The sequence below is a fragment of the Citrobacter sp. Cpo037 genome (assembly GCF_030332945.1).
Lineage (GTDB): Bacteria > Pseudomonadota > Gammaproteobacteria > Enterobacterales > Enterobacteriaceae > Citrobacter > Citrobacter portucalensis.
Genome location: NZ_JAOWGW010000052.1, coordinates 59,115 through 76,219 on the forward strand (window position 1 = coordinate 59,115; position 17,105 = coordinate 76,219).

Below are 17,105 nucleotides of genomic sequence, written 5' to 3' on the forward strand. Positions count from 1 at the left end.
TCACCTGCTAAGCGTGCAATGAATAAAACCCGTCAAAAAGAGCTGACCCGCTGGTTAAAACAGCAAAGTGTAATTTCCCAACGATGGCTGAACATTTCACGCCTGTTGGGGTTCGTGAGCGGCCTGTTAATTGTCGCTCAGGCCTGGCTCATGGCCCGAATTCTCGACCATATGATCATGGACAATATCCCCAGAGAGGCGCTTCTGCTCCCTTTCATTGTGCTGGTATTGATTTTCATCCTGCGAGCATGGGTCGTCTGGTTACGCGAACGCGTCGGGTTTCATGCTGGCCAACATATCCGCTTTGAGATTCGCCGCCAGGTACTTGACCGTCTGCAACAAGCAGGTCCCGCCTGGATACAAGGCAAACCAGCCGGGAGCTGGGCTACGCTAATCCTGGAACAGATTGATGACATGCATGATTACTATGCACGTTATCTGCCGCAAATGGCGCTGGCCGTATGCGTCCCCTTATTGATCGTGGCAGCGGTATTCCCGTCAAACTGGGTAGCCGCCCTTATTCTGCTTGGAACTGCCCCGCTGATCCCGTTGTTTATGGCGATGGTTGGTATGGGTGCAGCCGACGCTAACCGCCGCAATTTTCAGGCTCTTGCTCGCCTCAGTGGCCATTTTCTCGATCGCCTGCGGGGTATGGAGACGCTAAGAATCTTTGGTCGCGGTGAAGCTGAAACAGAAAGCATCCGCGCAGCGTCACAAGATTTCCGCCAGCGCACCATGGAAGTCCTGCGTCTGGCGTTTCTGTCATCCGGTGTCCTTGAGTTCTTTACCTCCCTGTCCATCGCACTGGTCGCGGTTTACTTCGGTTTTTCCTACCTCGGTGAACTCGATTTTGGTCACTACGGGACAGGCGTCACATTGGCTGCTGGCTTCCTCGCGCTCATTCTGGCGCCGGAATTTTTCCAGCCCCTGCGCGATCTGGGCACGTTTTATCACGCCAAAGCGCAAGCCGTTGGTGCCGCGGATAGTCTGAAAACCTTCATGGAAACCCCGCTTGCACATCCTGAGCGTGGCGATATTGAGCTGACAACAAAAGACGCAGTTTCAATTGAAGCAGAAGATCTGGTCATCACCTCGCCGGAAGGTAAAGTGCTTGCAGGTCCGCTCAACTTTACCCTGCCAGCGGGCCAACGCGCGGTGCTGGTTGGCCGCAGCGGTTCCGGCAAAAGTTCGTTGCTCAATGTCCTGTCCGGTTTTCTCTCTTATCAGGGTTCGCTGCGGATTAACGGCTTTGAGCTGCGCGACCTGTCGCCTGATTGCTGGCGCAAACAGCTGTCCTGGGTTGGACAAAATCCGCAGCTCCCTGCCGCCACGTTGCGCGATAACGTGCTGCTCGCTCGCCCCGATGCCAGCGAAGAACAGCTGCAGGCCGCACTCGACAGCGCCTGGGTCAGTGAGTTTTTACCACTTCTGCCACAGGGTGTGGATACACCAGTAGGCGATCAGGCTGCTCGACTTTCTGTCGGACAAGCGCAGCGCGTTGCCGTGGCTCGCGCCTTACTCAATCCATGTCAGTTGTTGCTGCTTGACGAGCCCGCCGCCAGCCTTGATGCACACAGCGAACAACGCGTGATGCAGGCGTTGAAAGCAGCGTCACGCCGCCAGACCACGCTGATGGTGACACACCAACTTGAAGATCTTGCCGACTGGGACGTTATCTGGGTGATGCAGGACGGACAGATCGTTGAACAAGGCACTTATGCCGAACTTAGCGCAGCCAACGGGGCGTTTGCGACATTACTGGCACATCGTCAGGAGGACATCTAAATGCGCGCTTTGCTACCTTATCTGACGCTGTATAAACGTCACAAATGGATGTTAACCCTGGGGATCGTTCTGGCGATCGTCACACTGCTGGCAAGTATTGGTTTGCTGACGCTTTCCGGCTGGTTCCTGTCGGCTTCTGCTGTGGTGGGTGTCACCGGAATTTACAGTTTTAACTATATGCTCCCTGCTGCCGGGGTACGCGGTGCGGCAATCACCCGAACCGCGGGCCGCTATTTCGAGCGGCTGGTCAGCCACGATGCGACGTTCCGCGTGCTGCAACATTTGCGTATTTATACCTTCAGCAAACTGCTGCCGCTCTCCCCTGCTGGCCTGTCCCGTTATGGACAAGGTGAATTGCTTAACCGAGTAGTGGCAGATGTCGACACGCTCGATCATCTCTATTTGCGCGTGCTCTCCCCGCTTGTGGGCGCTTTTGTCGTCATCATGGTGGTCACGCTGGGGCTAAGCGTTCTCGATTTCACGCTGGCTATCACTCTCGGCGGTATTATGCTGCTGACCTTATTTATCCTGCCCCCACTCTTTTATCAGGCAGGTAAAAGCACCGGGCAAAGCTTGACGCATTTACGTGGGCAGTATCGTCAGCAGTTAACATCCTGGCTGCAGGGCCAGGCTGAACTGACCATCTTTGGCGCCAGTGAACGTTACCGCGCCCAAATGGAAGCCACCGAGTTGCAGTGGCATGAAGCCCAACGACGTCAGTCTGAATTAACGGCGCTATCGCAGGCGGTCATGCTGTTAGTCGGCGCACTGGCAGTGGTTGTGATGTTATGGATGGCCTCCGGCGGCGTGGGTGGCAATACCCAGCCTGGCGCGCTGATCGCGCTGTTTGTCTTCTGTGCGCTGGCCGCGTTTGAAACATTAGCACCCGTCACCGGCGCGTTTCAGCATCTCGGACAGGTTATTGCCTCTGCGCTGCGCATCACCGAACTGACCGAACAGCAGCCAGAAGTCACCTTCCCGGATGCCAGTTCTCCAGTTTCTGAGCAGGTCACTCTCACGCTACGCGATGTTTCATTCAGCTATCCGGGGCAAGCACAAAAAGCGCTCGACACCCTTTCGCTGCAGGCTCAGCCCGGTGAACACATTGCGATTCTCGGTCGCACCGGCTGCGGTAAGTCAACGTTACTACAATTGCTGACCCGCGCATGGGATCCGCAGCACGGCGAAATTCTGATTAATGAGCAGCCGATTTCAGCCCTCAGTGAAGCCACGCTGCGCCAGAGCATCAGCGTCGTGCCACAGCGCGTGCACCTGTTCAGCGCGACGCTGCGTGATAACCTGCTGCTGGCAGCACCGCACGCCAGTGATGACACATTATCCGCAATGCTGTGCCGCGTCGGTCTGGACAAACTGCTAGAGGGTGATGGACTCAATGCCTGGTTAGGCGAAGGCGGTCGTCAGCTTTCTGGCGGCGAACTCCGTCGTCTGGCTATTGCCCGCGCCTTATTGCACGATGCCCCACTGATGCTGCTGGATGAACCGACCGAAGGGCTTGATGCCACAACAGAAAGCCAAATGCTTGAATTAATTGGCGATGTCATGCGCGATAAAACCGTACTGATGGTGACACATCGTCTGCGCGGCTTGTCACGTTTTGATCAAATAATAGTGATGGACAACGGACACATTATTGAGCAAGGTAATCACGCAGATTTGTTAGCCCGGCAGGGGCGTTATTACCAGTTTAAGCAACGTCTGTAAGCTATTATTGAACGATCAAACTCGCGTAGTGGAGTTTCGCTGTCATGCGCCTGGTGCAATTGTCCCGCCATTCTATAGCCTTCCCTTCACCGGAAGGCGCTTTACGCGAGCCTAACGGTTTGTTGGCGCTTGGCGGCGATCTCAGTCCAGCTCGACTGTTAATGGCCTACCAGCGCGGAATTTTCCCGTGGTTTTCACCTGGCGACCCCATTCTTTGGTGGTCGCCCGATCCACGCGCCATTCTTTGGCCCGAGAAATTTCATCTCAGCCGCAGCATGAAACGTTTTCATAAAAACTCGCCTTATCGCGTGACGCTCAATTACGCGTTCGGTCAGGTGATTGAAGGCTGCGCGAACAACCGGGAAGAAGGCACCTGGATAACGCATGATGTAGTCGACGCCTACCATCGCCTGCACGAGCTGGGCCATGCGCACTCCATTGAAGTATGGCGACAAAATGAGTTAGTGGGCGGTATGTATGGCGTGGCGCAAGGTACGCTATTTTGTGGCGAATCAATGTTCAGCCGTCAGGAAAATGCGTCCAAAACCGCACTGCTTGTTTTTTGCACTGAATTTATCCGTCAGGGCGGAAAATTAATCGACTGCCAGGTATTAAACAGCCATACAGCTTCGCTGGGCGCTGTCGAAACCCCACGTCGGGAGTACCTTGAACACCTGAGCAGACTGCGCCAGCAGCGGCTACCGAGCCATTTCTGGGTTCCCAGGACGTTATTTTCGCCTCAGGAGTGAATGTTTTCGGCACATTTTTTGTCGGGGTGTTATAATTGTCGCGCAGAGTTGGTTTAGCCCATTACCCCGCCGCCGTTAAGGAACAGTTCGCGTCAGGCAACGCCTATCGTTTATCTCCTCGTTCCCTTACACGTTGCGCTTTAAGTGCGGCTTTGCCGTGTGTGGTTAGAGTAATGCGCCAAACCCGATTTGCTGTGTTTTAAACGCACAAATCTTTACTTATTAAAAGAACTTCGGCATTATCTTGCCGGTTCAAATTACGGTAGTGATACCCCAGAGGATTAGATGGCCAAAGAAGACAATATTGAAATGCAGGGTACCGTTCTCGATACGTTACCTAATACCATGTTCCGCGTAGAGTTAGAAAACGGTCACGTGGTTACTGCACACATCTCCGGTAAAATGCGTAAAAACTATATCCGCATCCTGACGGGCGACAAAGTGACTGTTGAGCTGACCCCGTACGACCTGAGCAAAGGCCGCATTGTCTTCCGTAGTCGCTGATTGTTTTTAACGCCCGAATGGCGTCCAGATAATAAAAGGTCGGTTTAACCGGCCTTTTTTGTGGGCCAAGGTCAGGTATTTAATCCTCAATCATCCGCGCATATTCTTCCGTTAAGAAATCCACTAATGTGCGTACTGACGGCAATAATCCCCTGCGTGATGGAAAGACTGCGTGAATTATTTCTCGCTTCGGTTCCCAGCCGTCGAGCAATGCCACCAGTTCACCCGCAGCTACTTGATCTTTTACCATCAGCTGTGGAAGTTGAACTACCCCCACACCGGCAACTGCGGCTTCACGTAACGCCAGCATATCGGTGGTGATCATACGCGGCGTGAAATGCACCTCCGCACGTGCGCCCTGCGGCCCGAATAACTCCCAACGATGCACATGTTTACCCGTCGCCAGACTCAGGCCCGGCCAACGCGTCAGCTCCGCCGGAGAATGTAGCGTTCCCATTTGCTCGATTAACTGCGGGCTGGCATACAAACGATGCCCCCTGTCCGCCAGCACACGCATCACCAGGTCGCTATCCTCAAATGGTCGGGGCCTGACGCGAATCGCCACGTCCAAGCCCTCTCCAACAACGTCCACGCGGCGGTTAGTAGCCTCCAGTTGCACTGATACGTCAGGATAACGCGCCATAAAACGGGCAAGCATCGGCCCGATATGCACATGCAGCAGCGTGACCGGACACGTCAACTTCACCACGCCACGCGGTTCAACCTGTAACGCGGCAATCGCATCCTGCGCTGCCTGCGCTTCCACCAGCATCGCCTTACAGTGTTCGTAAAAGGTTTGCCCAACTTCCGTCACGTTAAACTGGCGGGTGGTTCGCTGAATCAGTCGAACTCCCAGCGTCTCTTCCAGTTGCGCTATCCGTCGGCTTAGTTTTGATTTCGGTTCATCAAGCGCCCGACCCGCCGCCGCGAATCCCCCTTCCTCTACAACATGCACAAACCATGCAAAATCATTGAGATCTGGCTTCGTCATCTAATTGTCCTATTTATGAGACAGTGAGGACTATTTTAGCTACTACTCAGCTCGCTGTCATGAATATAAGCTTATTCACATCAAGATAACGCCACAGAGGAGACACATATGAAACAAGTAACAGGCGTCTACACCGCACCTCGCCCGCACTGGGTTGGCGATGGATTTCCGGTTCGCTCGATGTTTTCTTACCAGTCTCATGCTGAACAGCTAAGTCCGTTCCTGCTGCTGGATTACGCCGGTCCACATACGTTTACGCCGGGTAACGAAAAACGCGGCGTAGGCGAACACCCTCACCGTGGTTTTGAGACGGTGACCATCGTTTACAGCGGCGAAGTTGAACACCGTGATTCAACCGGTCGCGGCGGCATTATCGGCCCCGGCGACGTGCAGTGGATGACCGCAGGAGCAGGAATATTACACGAAGAGTTCCATTCACCTGAATTTACCCGTCAGGGTGGCGAATTGGAAATGGTACAGCTGTGGGTCAATCTGCCAGCAAAAGACAAAATGGCCGTTCCGGGTTACCAGGGCATCAGCAGCGATGTGATCCCCACTGTCGCCCTGCCTGATGAAGCAGGGAGCGTTCGTGTGATTGCGGGCAGCTATCAGGATACAAAAGGCCCGGCACATACCTTCTCGCCGCTGAACGTCTGGGATATGCGTTTGCAACGTAATCATCAGCTCACGTTGTCCCAGCCGGAAGGATGGAGCACTGCCCTGGTGGTATTGAAAGGGAATATCACCGTAAACGGCACTACGTCTGCCAGCGAAGCACAACTGGTGGTGCTGAGCCAGCAGGGGAAAACGCTGCATATTGAAGCCTCCAGCGACGCCAGCGTGCTGCTGCTTTCTGGAGAACCGTTGAACGAGCCGATTGTAGGTTACGGTCCGTTTGTAATGAACACGAAACAAGAAATCGCTGAAGCCGTACGCGATTTTAACTCCGGCCGCTTTGGCCAAATCTGAATCGAAGGAGAAGAATATGTCCAGTCCTGCAAACTTTAATGGTTCACGTCCAGTCATCGATGTGAATGATTCCGTCATGCTGCTTATCGATCATCAGAGCGGGCTGTTCCAGACCGTCGGCGACATGCCAATGCCAGAACTGCGTGCGCGTGCCGCCGCGCTGGCTAAAATGGCGACTCTGGCGAAGATGCCGGTGATTACCACGGCATCCGTACCGCAGGGACCTAACGGCCCGCTGATCCCTGAGATCCACGCCAATGCGCCGCATGCCCAATACGTGGCGCGTAAAGGCGAAATCAACGCCTGGGATAACGAAGATTTCGTGAAAGCGGTCAAAGCAACTGGTCGTAAAACGCTGATTATCGCCGGTACGATTACCAGCGTGTGCATGGCTTTCCCGGCTATCAGCGCGGTTGCGGAAGGCTATAAGGTTTTCGCTGTGATCGACGCTTCCGGTACTTACAGCAAAATGGCGCAGGAAATCACCCTGGCTCGAGTTGTTCAGGCTGGCGTTGTGCCGATGGATACCGCCGCCGTCGCTTCTGAAATTCAGGGCACATGGAACCGTGAAGACGCCGCCGAATGGGCTGAAGTGTATACCAAAGTCTTCCCGGCTTATCAGTTGCTGATCGAAAGCTACAGCAAAGCTCAGGAAGTCGTGACCAACGGCGAAAAACTGGACTCTCAGCGCTAATCCAATCCTCTGCGCCTGCCTGGGCGGAGGAATATGTATAATGCGTAACCAAACGAGAGTTAACACGTAAATTCTGCTTGACCGTTTTAGCGCAACTCCCTATAGTAGCGCCCCGTTGCCCCCCAAGCGGTCAGGCAGCAATACAATATGGTGAGGTGTCCGAGTGGCTGAAGGAGCACGCCTGGAAAGTGTGTATACGGCAACGTATCCGGGGTTCGAATCCCCGCCTCACCGCCATATTTTAAGAAGAGCTCGTACGAAAGTACGGGCTTTTTTTTTCGCATGTTGCATTTGCCGGATGCGGCGCAAGCACCTTATCCGGCCTACATTGCTACAGCCCTGAATATCTCCGTAGGCCTGATAAGCGAAGCGCCATCAGGCATGGCAGTTATTGTCGGCTGAGCAGCGTTAACACTTCATAGTGCGCGGTGTGTGGGAACATATCGAAAAGTTGGACGCGTTCAATGCGATACCCGGGCAACTCACAAATATCCTTCGCCATGGTTTGCGCATTACAGCTGGAATAAATGATAAAACGCGGTGCCATGCGGGAGAGAAAATCGCACAGCGGCTTTCCAATCCCGCGACGCGGCGGGTTCACCAGCACCAGGTCAGGTACTTCGCCCTGAGCGGTAGCAAACTGGGTTGAATCCAGTGCCTGAAAATGCAGATTCTGCAATCCAAGCTCCTGCGCTGACTGCTTCGCGCAGGTAATCGCTTCTGGCGCGATTTCAATCCCCGTCAGTTTCATCTGCGGTGTGGCGCAGTGCAGACCAAAGCCCCCGACGCCGCAAAAGAGATCCCACATGTGATTAACCGGAAGCTGACGCACCCAGTCGCGCGCCGTGGCATATAACTGCCCCGCCACCACCGGGTTGGTCTGGAAGAAACTCTGCGGGCGGATCCACAACGGCACATCGTTAAAGCGTTCCGCCAGTGCCTGTTGTTCAGTCAGGAAGATTTCGGTCTCCCCTTCCATAATCGCCATATGCACCGGCTGAATATTGGCGGTGATCACTTTTAACTGCGGCAGCTGTACCTGTAACCATGGCAGCGCCGCGCGCAGTTGTGCCAGTTTTGCGTCAGAACGCAGGACAAAACGCAGCATCATACCGCCGTCGTACCGGCTTTCCGTTAACAGCAGATATTTCAGTTCCCCGCGTTTGCGCGCCACGTTATAGGGCGTCAGCCCCGCCCGAGCGATAAACGGCTTAAGCGCGGCAAATACGGGCGCAAAAGACTCAGGATAGAGCGGACAGTCGCACAAATCCTCAGGCGTACCGTCACGATGCAGCATTCCCAGCAGCGGTTTTTCCACGCTGCCGCTGACCACCATTTTAGCTTTATTACGAAACGCGCTTTCCGGACCACTGATCGGCGCGCACCATTCTCCGACCGGACGCTCGGCAAGCAGATTCTGCAGATCGGCTGTTTTAGCGAAGAGTTGATCGGCGACAGGCTGAGTTATCCACTGACAGGAGCGGCAGCGCTCGGCGTCATATAGTGCGCACTGCATACAAAAACCTATAAATTAACAGGGGGCCAATATTATACACGTTATTGCAAACGGAAGAACCGCCTGCTGGACGCAGGAACAAACAGTAACAGCAATACCAGCATATCCGGCAGTTTTTGCATTACCAGCGTATGCAGGATTTCGCGTCGGGACTCCCCCGCAATACTGAATAGTTCTGGGTATCCGTAGCCCAGCGAAGCAGCCCACAGATAGACGCTGGCGATAATCTGGGTCAACAGATAGATCCAGCGTGCCCAGTTCCGTCCTTTTACCAGCGAAAATGCGCAGTAAATTTCGATAAATAGCAGCACCAGACTGCCCAGAAACACCAGCGTCAAATTCCAGGTCTGCACGCTGCGATGAATAAACTCACTGGTTCCACGAAACCCAAGCGTATTAAAAATCATCAACAGATCGAGACAGCGGATCATGATAATAGCCAGCGCCGCCACCTGCACCAAAGCAGGGACGTTTAAGCGAGCATGTGATGTGGATGATTTCTTAAAAAATCCCAACGCGTCGTCTTCCATGAAAACGGCGCAACCACCACAGCTGCGCCGTATAGACAGGTTGGCAGATTTTAGTTTTTTCAGCCGCGTCTTGCACGTTGGATATCGCGGATCCGTTGTTTTTCTGTTCGCGCCATCAGATACCACGCGATAAATCCGATAATTCCTACCACACCAAGGATCAGCGTCGCCAGCGCGTTGATCTCCGGGTTCACCCCCATACGTACGCTGGAGAACACCAGCATCGGTAACGTTGTGGCGCCAGGACCAGAGACAAAGCTGGCAATAACCAGATCATCGAGCGACAGCGTGAAGGCTAATAACCAACCGGAAATCACCGCCGGCATAATCATCGGCAGGGTGATGACGAAAAAGACCTTCAGCGGCGTGGCGCCGAGATCCATCGCAGCTTCCTCAATGGAGTGATCCAGTTCGCGCAAACGTGAAGAAATCACCACCGCCACATATGCCGTACAGAAAGTGACATGCGCCAGCCAGATGGTCAGCATGCCGCGATCCGCTGGCCAGCCGATGGCGTGAGCCAACGCAACAAACAGCAGCAGCAGCGACAAACCGGTAATAACATCCGGCATGACCAGCGGCGCGGTGATCATAAAGGCGAAACCATTTGAACCACGAAAACGACCAAAGCGCACCATTACCACGGCGGCGATGGTGCCAAGGATTGCCGCCATCGTCGCAGCACCCGCAGCAATCGTTAAACTCATGCCGACGGCGCTTATCATCGCGCTATCGTGGAAAAGCTCACCATACCAACGGGTTGACCAACCCGCCCATACCGTCACCAGCTTCGAGCTGTTAAACGAATAGATAACCAGCATTAGCATCGGCGCATACAGGAAGGTAAAACCCAGCACCAGGATAAAAATACGCCACGGCGAGCGAACGACCGGTAAGTTATTCATCCGTGTTCCCCCACGCTTTTTTGCTGATATTTATGGAACCACATGATTGGCACAATCAGTAACAGCAGCATAATAATGGCGACAGCAGAAGCCACCGGCCAGTCGCGGTTATTGAAAAACTCCTGCCAAAGCACACGGCCAATCATGATGCTATCCGGGCCGCCCAACAGTTCCGGGATCACAAACTCGCCAACAGCCGGAATAAATACCAGCATTGACCCGGCGATAATACCGCCCTTGGTCAACGGCACAATCACGCTAAAGAAGGTCTTCAGCGGCCGGGCACCTAAATCCAGCGCCGCTTCCACCAGCGAGTAATCGATACGGGTCAGCGCGGTATAAATCGGCAGCACCATAAAGGGCAAATAGGCGTAAACAATACCGATGTAGACCGCCAGATTAGTGTGCAAAATCGTCAACGGTTGGTCGATGACGCCCAGCCACATCAGGAAGTTGTTCAGCACGCCGTTGTTTTTCAGGATCCCCATCCAGGCATATACGCGAATTAAAAACGAGGTCCAGGACGGCAGGATCACCAGCAACAGCAGAATATTACGCGTTGAGGGTTTACTGTGCGCGACGGCCCATGCCAGTGGGTATCCCAGCAGCAGGCAACAGATTGTCGAAATTCCCGCCACCTGTAACGATTGCAGGTAGGCCTCGAAATAGAGCGGATCGTCCGTTAACTGCAGGAAGTTGGCTAAGTTGAGTGTGATGGATAGCTGATCATCAGCCCATGAAACGAGGTCCGTATAGGGAGGAATAGCGCGCGCCATTTCAGCCAAACTGATTTTGAAGACAATCAGAAAAGGCAGCAGAAACAGGAGCAGCAGCCACACATACGGCAGCGCGATCACCAGCTTGCGCCCGTGCTTCATTTGCAGCCGCGACATAAACAGCGTGAATCGCCCTGCTTTATCCACGCGTGCCGGAGGTTCAAGTGTACTCATCTTCGCTCCTTAAACCGTCAACACCACACAGCTGTCCGCATCCCAACATAAACGGACTTCGTCACCCCAGGTTGGTAATCCCTTGCGATAACGATGCTCATTTTGTAGCTGGGCGCTCAACATCTGGCCGCTTTTCAAACGTACGTGGTACACCGACAAATCACCCAGATAGGCAATGTGCACCACTTCGCCTACCGCGAAGTTATAACCCTCTGGCGGAGGGGCTTCGCAGAGCATGATTTTTTCCGGACGCAGCGCAACATACACCGGGACGTTATCGACAACAGAAGCATCGGCGTCCACTTTCAGCGGATGTACCAGACCAGGAGACTCAATCACCAGACCATCTTCCTGGCGTTCTTTTAGCAGTCCCTCAAAAACGTTTACCGAACCGATAAACTCTGCGCTGTAACGCGTAGTCGGATGCTCATAGATCTCTTCCGGCTCGCCAATCTGGACAAATTTGCCACGGTTCATGATCGCAATACGGCCCGCCATCGTCATGGCTTCTTCCTGATCGTGTGTCACCATCACGCAGGTCACGCCGACGCGTTCAAGAATATCCACCACTTCCAGTTGCATGCGGTCTCGGAGTTTTTTATCCAGCGCCCCCATTGGCTCATCCAGCAGCAGCAGTTTTGGACGTTTTGCCAGGCTGCGCGCCAATGCCACGCGCTGACGCTGGCCGCCAGAAAGCTGATGTGGCTTGCGTTTGGCGAACTCCTGCATATGCACGAGTCCCAGCATCTCATTCACCCGACTGGCGATTTCAGCCTTCGGCAGTTTGTCCTGCTTGAGGCCAAAGGCAATGTTCTGCTCCACCGTCATGTGCGGAAACAGGGCATAGGACTGAAACATCATATTAATCGGACGCAGATAAGGCGGGACATGCGCTAAATCGACGCCATCAAGCATGATTTGCCCGGTAGTCGGCAGTTCAAATCCCGCTAACATGCGCAGCAGAGTCGATTTGCCACAGCCGGACGCGCCGAGCAGAGCAAATATTTCACCTTTGTAGATAGTAAGATTGACGTCATCAACGGCGTGCTGACCGTCAAATGACTTGGTCAGATTGCGAATTTCAAGCAGCGGGGTCAGCGCCTTGCGGATTTTCGCTTGTGGGCGTGGGGTTGCATCATTCACTCAGGTGCTCTCCGGCATAAAACAAAGAAACGGTGCAAATAACGCACCATAACGGTGCGTATTGCCGGGTTATATGTGTCCGGGCTCAACACTGCCCGGCAGGCAAAAATCCTACCGGGTCATGTCCCAAACATCGGTTTATTTCCCGCTTTTTACCTTCGTCCATGCGCGGGTACGTACACGATCGATCTTCGGATCCTGTACTTTCAGTGTGAACAGCTTGGCGCGAACATCCGCAGGCGGGTAGATACCCGGGTTGTCACGAACCTCAGGGCTGACCAGTGCTGTCGCTTCTTTGTTGGCATTGGCATAGAACACGTGGTCGGAAATATGCGCAATCACATCAGGGCGCAGCAGGTAATTGAGGAACTGATAGGCTTCATCTTTGTTTTTCGCATCAGCAGGCATCGCGAATACGTCAAAGAACGCCATTGCACCTTCTTTAGGAATTGAGAAGGAGATATTGACGCCATTTTTCGCTTCTTTCGCACGGTTTGCCGCCTGCCATACGTCCCCTGCCCAGCCAATCGCGACGCAGGTATCACCGTTTGCCAAGTCGTTAATATATTGCGAGGAGTGGAAGTAGCGAATATTTGGACGCAGCTTCAACAGCAGATCGGTTGCTGGCCCGGTGTAATCATCCGCTTTGGTACTGTTTGGGTCTTTACCCAAATAGTTCAGCACCGTGGCAAATACCTCTTCTGGCGCATCGAGGAAAGAGACGCCGCAGCTTTTGAGTTTTTCCAGATTTTCCGGTTTGAGGATCAAATCCCAGCTGTTAACCGGCGCATCCGGCCCAAGCACCGCTTTAACTTTATCCACGTTATAGCCAATACCGGTCGTAGCCCACATGTACGGCATCGCGAACTTGTTGTCCGGATCGTGTTTACCCACCAGCTTCAGCAGTTCAGGATCAAGATTTTTCCAGCCCGGCAATTTGCTCTTATCCAGCGGCTGGAATACGCCCGCAGTCAGTTGACGCTCAAGGAAGCTGGCAGAAGGAACGACAAGGTCAAAGCCGGTACTGCCAGCCATGAGCTTACCTTCCAGTACTTCATTGGAATCAAATACATCATAGATAACTTTAATTCCGGTCTCTTTTTCAAAATTAGCCACCGTATCCGGGGCAATATAATCAGACCAGTTATAAATATGCAGCGTTTTTTGTTCAGCAGCGAGCGTGCCGGCAGAGATGGCCATCAGAGCACCCGCAACCAGGCCTGATAACCATTTTTTATTTAAGGCGGTCATAATCTCTTTCCTTCTGAAAGTTCGTTAACAAACGAACAAAAATGTCACACTCTAATGATATGCAAGAAACGTGCATATTCTTTCATGCAGCACCGATGAAAAGAGAGACCTCTCCTCATGCCGCTGTTGCTCGCTGGCATCCGCCTATGCATTCAACACACATTGTGGCCACAGGTCAGGTCACAAGGGACTGTTTAAATGATGACGTTGGTAAGCTTCGCAAGAATAACTTTAGCCAGGAATTGTGGATATAGCCCAGATTAAAAAACGTCTTTTATCAATTTTTTATGCAGGAATTGTCTATGACATAAAGCGGAAGGCGCTGAATCGAGGTGAATAATTCTTTAATGAAAGGTTAAATGCAGAATAAAAACAGGCAATACGCAACCGCTCTGGCAGCGGCTGCGCAATATATGTCCAGATTCAGGAAGAATTAATGGAGGAAATGAATTTCAGCGGTGCTGTTTTGCGCATCTTCTTCAGCATTAAATAACAGCTGATGCGCTCCGGCTTCGAGGATCACCATCGATATTTGCTCTTCGCTCTGGCGAACAAAACATTCAAACTGCTCAAACGTTACGCCCGGCGTAACGGATAAAGACTGGCAAACCACCAGCTTTGGCAGATTATCATCCTGCATATCCAGAAAAGCTTTCACCGTCAGTGAACTGGCATTGATCGCAGACAGATCGGCTGCCAGTGGCAGCAGTGCAGAAGGTCTGACTTCCGCCATCGCAGAAAACAGAATGACGTTATCGACCAAATCAACTTTTGCATCAAAGATGCCGTCAAAATTCTGCATGTGTGGCAAGTGCAGCGCCTGACAGGTATCGCATTCAAAAAAACTCATGCCCAGGTCGTCGAGCCATTGACGCAACGTATCCAGAGTGGGAACGACCAGTGATGTCATAATAATGTGCGACCTCTATTGATGAAAAAAATACCGGCACAGCTTACGCAAAAAGAGCGTGTCATACCACGATCGCAATCGATATTGCGCTTAGCCGCCGATTTTAAGACAAAATTCAGGAGTAGCATGGCGCTCGATCCACTGGATCATTTTCGCGGCAATGTCTATCCCGGTAGTTTTCTCCACGCCTTCCAGCCCCGGAGACGCGTTGACCTCCATGACCAGTGGCCCTCGATCAGCGCGCAGAATATCAACGCCTGCAACGTCCAGGCCCATAGTCCGGGCGGCTTTGAGCGCAATTTCTCTTTCGCGCGGCGTGATACTCGCAATAGTCGCCACACCACCGCGATGGAGATTAGAACGAAAATCGCCCTCTTTAGCCCGTCGTTCAATGGCGGCCACTACTTCATCGCCCACCACGAAACAGCGAATATCGCGCCCCTTCGCTTCTTTGATATATTCCTGAACCAGGATATGGGCATTCACCCCACGAAACGCATCTACCACGCTTTCTGCAGCCTGCCGCGTTTCCGCCAGCACCACGCCAATACCCTGGGTGCCTTCAACCAGTTTCACCACCAACGGCGCACCGCCAACCATGTCAATCATGTCGCTGGTATCGTCCGGAGAGTGAGCAATTCCGGTGATGGGTAAATCAATTCCCTGACGCGCCAGCAGCTGTAGAGAACGCAGCTTATCGCGCGCTCGCGTAATCGCTACCGATTCATTCAACGGATAGCTACCCAGCATCTCAAACTGGCGCAGCGCCGCCGTCCCATAAAAGGTAATCGCGGAACCAATCCGCGGGATCACCGCATCGAAATGAGGAAGCTGACGGCCCTTGTAATGAATAGAGGATGCCGCTGGGCTGATGTTCATATAGCAAGAAAGGGGATCGATAACTTCAACCAGGTGACCGCGCTGCATCGCCGCTTCACGCAGGCGTTTACAAGAATAGAGCGTTCCGTCCCGGGACAAAATGGCAATTTTCACCCTGCACCTCTCTGAATGACCTGGTAAAAGCTGGCGTATCATACACTGGGTTAAAATCTTTAGCGCGTGGCCCATCCCTGTTTATGCAAATATTCCAGGATAAAGGGGCGACTTTCTTTAATGATGGTACGGCGAATATGATCGCTCCAGGTGTCGCGGCGGGTATTGCTGCCTCGGGTCAGATAGTACTGCGCGAGCTGCTCATCATATTGCGCCAACACATCGCTGTTGAGTGGCTGATATTGATTTTCGTGCACCACAAGCGACGCGGGCAGCCGCGGCTTGATATCCGGGTTATCCGCAGGCCAGCCGAGGCACAAACCAAAGAGCGGAAGAACATGTTGCGGAAGCTTCAGCAGTTCGGTGACCGGCTCAATATTGTTACGCAGGCCACCAATAAACACGCCGCCAAGTCCCAGCGACTCTGCCGCCGTCAACGCATTTTGCGCCATCATTGCGGTATCAACCACGCCCAGCAGCAGCTGTTCCGCCAGCCCAAGTTGCGCGTCAGGGCAAATCTGCAAATGACGATTAAAATCAGCGCAAAACACCCAGAACTCAGCGGCCTGTGCCACATGCTTTTGGCCGCCAGATAAGGTAGCCAGCGATTCGCGCAGAGATTTATCCGTTATGCGAATGATCGTCGTGCACTGTAGAAAACTGGAGCTTGACGTTCCCTGAGCGGCGGCAATAATCGCCTCACGCTGTGCATCCGAAATGGCATCATCAGTAAAATGGCGAATGGAACGGTGGCTGCGGAGTAAATCAATGGTTGGAGTCATCTCTTTTGTCTCTGTCTGAATCAGTTGAATCACCGGGTGTGCGAGACATCAGTTGCGGTGCCAGCAGTTGAGCAACACGCCACATCAACGCCACCGCAGCAGGGAGCATCAGCAGTACGCCCAGAAATATCATCACCACGCAGGCTAACGGGCTGTTAAGCGGTGCGGGCAAGGTGAGGTAATCGTTAAGCGATAGCAGTGCCAGCGATAACAAAACCATCCCAATTATTTCCAGCATCAATACGCTTTTGGGTAATACACCAATTGTGCGCATACGCGGCCTCCCGGCGAAATGGCTTCCATTATAAAACGTTCCGGCTTGCCGTGTTTAACAGATATAGCTTGAGGATATCAAAGCAACAGGCTGAACCTGCTTTCCATCCGTCACAAATCGCGGCATCATAACCAGTATTGCCATCCGGCCTGATAAGTTCGAGGAGAAAGAGATGTTTGCCGTTATTTTTGGTCGCCCAGGGTGCCCGTATTGCGTGCGCGCAAAAGAATTAGCAGAAAAATTAAGCAGTGAGCATGACGATTTTAACTTCCGCTACATTGATATCCATGCTGAAGGAATTACCAAAGCAGATCTGGAAAAGACGGTAGGTAAGCCAGTTGAAACCGTTCCGCAGATTTTTGTCGATCAAAAACACATCGGCGGCTGCACGGATTTTGAAGCTTGGGCAAAAGAGAACATGAATCTGTTCGCCTGAT

The 17,105-nt window shown here is 53.0% G+C and carries 18 protein-coding genes and 1 tRNA gene; 8 read left to right on the top strand and 11 right to left on the bottom strand.

The genetic code is table 11. The features are described from left to right. The first annotated feature begins 18 nt into the window (after window positions 1–18). The 4 genes from cydD (at window position 19) to infA (ending at window position 4,760) form a co-directional block, all read left to right on the top strand. Window positions 19–1,785: a heme ABC transporter permease/ATP-binding protein CydD gene (cydD, locus tag OGX94_RS08925; protein WP_003831887.1), complete on the top strand. Its 1,767-nt coding sequence runs from the start codon at window positions 19–21 to the stop codon at window positions 1,783–1,785. Beyond that, window positions 1,786–3,507 (top strand): heme ABC transporter ATP-binding protein/permease CydC, encoded by a 1,722-nt coding sequence (cydC, locus tag OGX94_RS08930; protein WP_257661533.1) that lies wholly within the window; start codon window positions 1,786–1,788, stop codon window positions 3,505–3,507. It begins immediately after the preceding gene. A gap of 44 nt (window positions 3,508–3,551) precedes the next feature. Next, window positions 3,552–4,256, top strand: a complete 705-nt coding sequence (gene aat, locus OGX94_RS08935; protein ID WP_257661532.1) for a leucyl/phenylalanyl-tRNA--protein transferase — start codon at window positions 3,552–3,554, stop codon at window positions 4,254–4,256. 285 nt (window positions 4,257–4,541) lie between these two features. Continuing rightward, window positions 4,542–4,760: a translation initiation factor IF-1 gene (gene infA, locus OGX94_RS08945; RefSeq protein WP_002211347.1), complete on the top strand. Its 219-nt coding sequence runs from the start codon at window positions 4,542–4,544 to the stop codon at window positions 4,758–4,760. Window positions 4,761–4,839: 79 nt separating this feature from the next. Here the strand turns inward: infA and OGX94_RS08950 are convergent, their stop codons facing one another. Beyond that, the gene (locus OGX94_RS08950; RefSeq protein ID WP_003831675.1) at window positions 4,840–5,751 is read right to left on the bottom strand and encodes a LysR family transcriptional regulator; all 912 of its coding nucleotides are present in this window, start codon (window positions 5,749–5,751) and stop codon (window positions 4,840–4,842) included. A gap of 108 nt (window positions 5,752–5,859) precedes the next feature. Here OGX94_RS08950 and OGX94_RS08955 point away from each other — a divergent pair, with 108 nt between their 5' ends. From OGX94_RS08955 to OGX94_RS08965, 3 genes are all read left to right on the top strand, one after another. Then, the gene (locus OGX94_RS08955) at window positions 5,860–6,720 is read left to right on the top strand and encodes a pirin family protein (protein WP_003831674.1); all 861 of its coding nucleotides are present in this window, start codon (window positions 5,860–5,862) and stop codon (window positions 6,718–6,720) included. A gap of 16 nt (window positions 6,721–6,736) precedes the next feature. Further along, entirely contained in the window at window positions 6,737–7,414 is a 678-nt protein-coding gene (locus tag OGX94_RS08960; protein WP_032939929.1) for an isochorismatase family protein, read from the top strand. 149 nt (window positions 7,415–7,563) lie between these two features. Next, window positions 7,564–7,651: transfer RNA gene (locus OGX94_RS08965), tRNA-Ser, on the top strand. Between the two features lie 151 nt (window positions 7,652–7,802). Here the strand turns inward: OGX94_RS08965 and rlmC are convergent. The 10 genes from rlmC to OGX94_RS09015 all read right to left on the bottom strand — a co-directional run bounded on the left by rlmC (window position 7,803) and on the right by OGX94_RS09015 (window position 16,668). Beyond that, window positions 7,803–8,930: a 23S rRNA (uracil(747)-C(5))-methyltransferase RlmC gene (gene rlmC, locus OGX94_RS08970; protein ID WP_257661531.1), complete on the bottom strand. Its 1,128-nt coding sequence runs from the start codon at window positions 8,928–8,930 to the stop codon at window positions 7,803–7,805. A gap of 41 nt (window positions 8,931–8,971) precedes the next feature. Beyond that, window positions 8,972–9,460, bottom strand: a complete 489-nt coding sequence (locus OGX94_RS08975; RefSeq protein WP_003035378.1) for a YbjO family protein — start codon at window positions 9,458–9,460, stop codon at window positions 8,972–8,974. 59 nt (window positions 9,461–9,519) lie between these two features. Continuing rightward, a complete protein-coding gene (gene potI, locus OGX94_RS08980; protein WP_003831669.1) occupies window positions 9,520–10,365 on the bottom strand; it encodes a putrescine ABC transporter permease PotI in 846 nt (281 codons plus the stop codon). Further along, window positions 10,362–11,315: a putrescine ABC transporter permease PotH gene (potH, locus tag OGX94_RS08985; RefSeq protein WP_257661530.1), complete on the bottom strand. Its 954-nt coding sequence runs from the start codon at window positions 11,313–11,315 to the stop codon at window positions 10,362–10,364. Before potH ends, potI begins: the two co-directional genes overlap by 4 nt. Before the next feature lie 9 nt (window positions 11,316–11,324). Beyond that, on the bottom strand, window positions 11,325–12,458 hold the full coding sequence (potG, locus tag OGX94_RS08990) for a putrescine ABC transporter ATP-binding subunit PotG (RefSeq protein WP_003831665.1): 1,134 nt from the start codon (window positions 12,456–12,458) through the stop codon (window positions 11,325–11,327). A 138-nt stretch (window positions 12,459–12,596) separates the two neighbouring features. Continuing rightward, window positions 12,597–13,709 (bottom strand): spermidine/putrescine ABC transporter substrate-binding protein PotF, encoded by a 1,113-nt coding sequence (gene potF / locus OGX94_RS08995; RefSeq protein ID WP_003831664.1) that lies wholly within the window; start codon window positions 13,707–13,709, stop codon window positions 12,597–12,599. Window positions 13,710–14,142: 433 nt separating this feature from the next. Next, on the bottom strand, window positions 14,143–14,619 hold the full coding sequence (locus OGX94_RS09000) for a type III secretion system chaperone family protein (RefSeq protein ID WP_003831662.1): 477 nt from the start codon (window positions 14,617–14,619) through the stop codon (window positions 14,143–14,145). A 90-nt stretch (window positions 14,620–14,709) separates the two neighbouring features. Further along, the gene (rimK, locus tag OGX94_RS09005; protein ID WP_003831660.1) at window positions 14,710–15,612 is read right to left on the bottom strand and encodes a 30S ribosomal protein S6--L-glutamate ligase; all 903 of its coding nucleotides are present in this window, start codon (window positions 15,610–15,612) and stop codon (window positions 14,710–14,712) included. A 59-nt stretch (window positions 15,613–15,671) separates the two neighbouring features. Further along, window positions 15,672–16,394, bottom strand: coding sequence for a nitroreductase NfsA (gene nfsA, locus OGX94_RS09010; protein WP_048235739.1), 723 nt, complete (start codon window positions 16,392–16,394; stop codon window positions 15,672–15,674). Then, a complete protein-coding gene (locus OGX94_RS09015; protein ID WP_003831656.1) occupies window positions 16,378–16,668 on the bottom strand; it encodes a DUF1418 family protein in 291 nt (96 codons plus the stop codon). Before OGX94_RS09015 ends, nfsA begins: the two co-directional genes overlap by 17 nt. 172 nt (window positions 16,669–16,840) lie before the next feature. On the opposite strand from OGX94_RS09015, the gene OGX94_RS09020 reads away from it, so the two are divergent. Beyond that, a complete protein-coding gene (locus tag OGX94_RS09020; RefSeq protein ID WP_003035358.1) occupies window positions 16,841–17,104 on the top strand; it encodes a GrxA family glutaredoxin in 264 nt (87 codons plus the stop codon). The last annotated feature ends 1 nt before the right edge of the window (window position 17,105 follow it).

Bases quoted from the DNA above. Each gene is read 5' to 3' on its own strand.
- cydD (WP_003831887.1), top strand. From the start codon at position 19: ATGAATAAAACCCGTCAAAAAGAGCTGACCCGCTGGTTAAAACAGCAA.
- cydC (WP_257661533.1), top strand. From the start codon at position 1,786: ATGCGCGCTTTGCTACCTTATCTGACGCTGTATAAACGTCACAAATGG.
- aat (WP_257661532.1), top strand. From the start codon at position 3,552: ATGCGCCTGGTGCAATTGTCCCGCCATTCTATAGCCTTCCCTTCACCG.
- infA (WP_002211347.1), top strand. From the start codon at position 4,542: ATGGCCAAAGAAGACAATATTGAAATGCAGGGTACCGTTCTCGATACG.
- OGX94_RS08950 (WP_003831675.1), bottom strand. From the start codon at position 5,751: ATGACGAAGCCAGATCTCAATGATTTTGCATGGTTTGTGCATGTTGTA.
- OGX94_RS08955 (WP_003831674.1), top strand. From the start codon at position 5,860: ATGAAACAAGTAACAGGCGTCTACACCGCACCTCGCCCGCACTGGGTT.
- OGX94_RS08960 (WP_032939929.1), top strand. From the start codon at position 6,737: ATGTCCAGTCCTGCAAACTTTAATGGTTCACGTCCAGTCATCGATGTG.
- rlmC (WP_257661531.1), bottom strand. From the start codon at position 8,930: ATGCAGTGCGCACTATATGACGCCGAGCGCTGCCGCTCCTGTCAGTGG.
- OGX94_RS08975 (WP_003035378.1), bottom strand. From the start codon at position 9,460: ATGGAAGACGACGCGTTGGGATTTTTTAAGAAATCATCCACATCACAT.
- potI (WP_003831669.1), bottom strand. From the start codon at position 10,365: ATGAATAACTTACCGGTCGTTCGCTCGCCGTGGCGTATTTTTATCCTG.
- potH (WP_257661530.1), bottom strand. From the start codon at position 11,315: ATGAGTACACTTGAACCTCCGGCACGCGTGGATAAAGCAGGGCGATTC.
- potF (WP_003831664.1), bottom strand. From the start codon at position 13,709: ATGACCGCCTTAAATAAAAAATGGTTATCAGGCCTGGTTGCGGGTGCT.
- OGX94_RS09000 (WP_003831662.1), bottom strand. From the start codon at position 14,619: ATGACATCACTGGTCGTTCCCACTCTGGATACGTTGCGTCAATGGCTC.
- nfsA (WP_048235739.1), bottom strand. From the start codon at position 16,394: ATGACTCCAACCATTGATTTACTCCGCAGCCACCGTTCCATTCGCCAT.
- OGX94_RS09015 (WP_003831656.1), bottom strand. From the start codon at position 16,668: ATGCGCACAATTGGTGTATTACCCAAAAGCGTATTGATGCTGGAAATA.
- OGX94_RS09020 (WP_003035358.1), top strand. From the start codon at position 16,841: ATGTTTGCCGTTATTTTTGGTCGCCCAGGGTGCCCGTATTGCGTGCGC.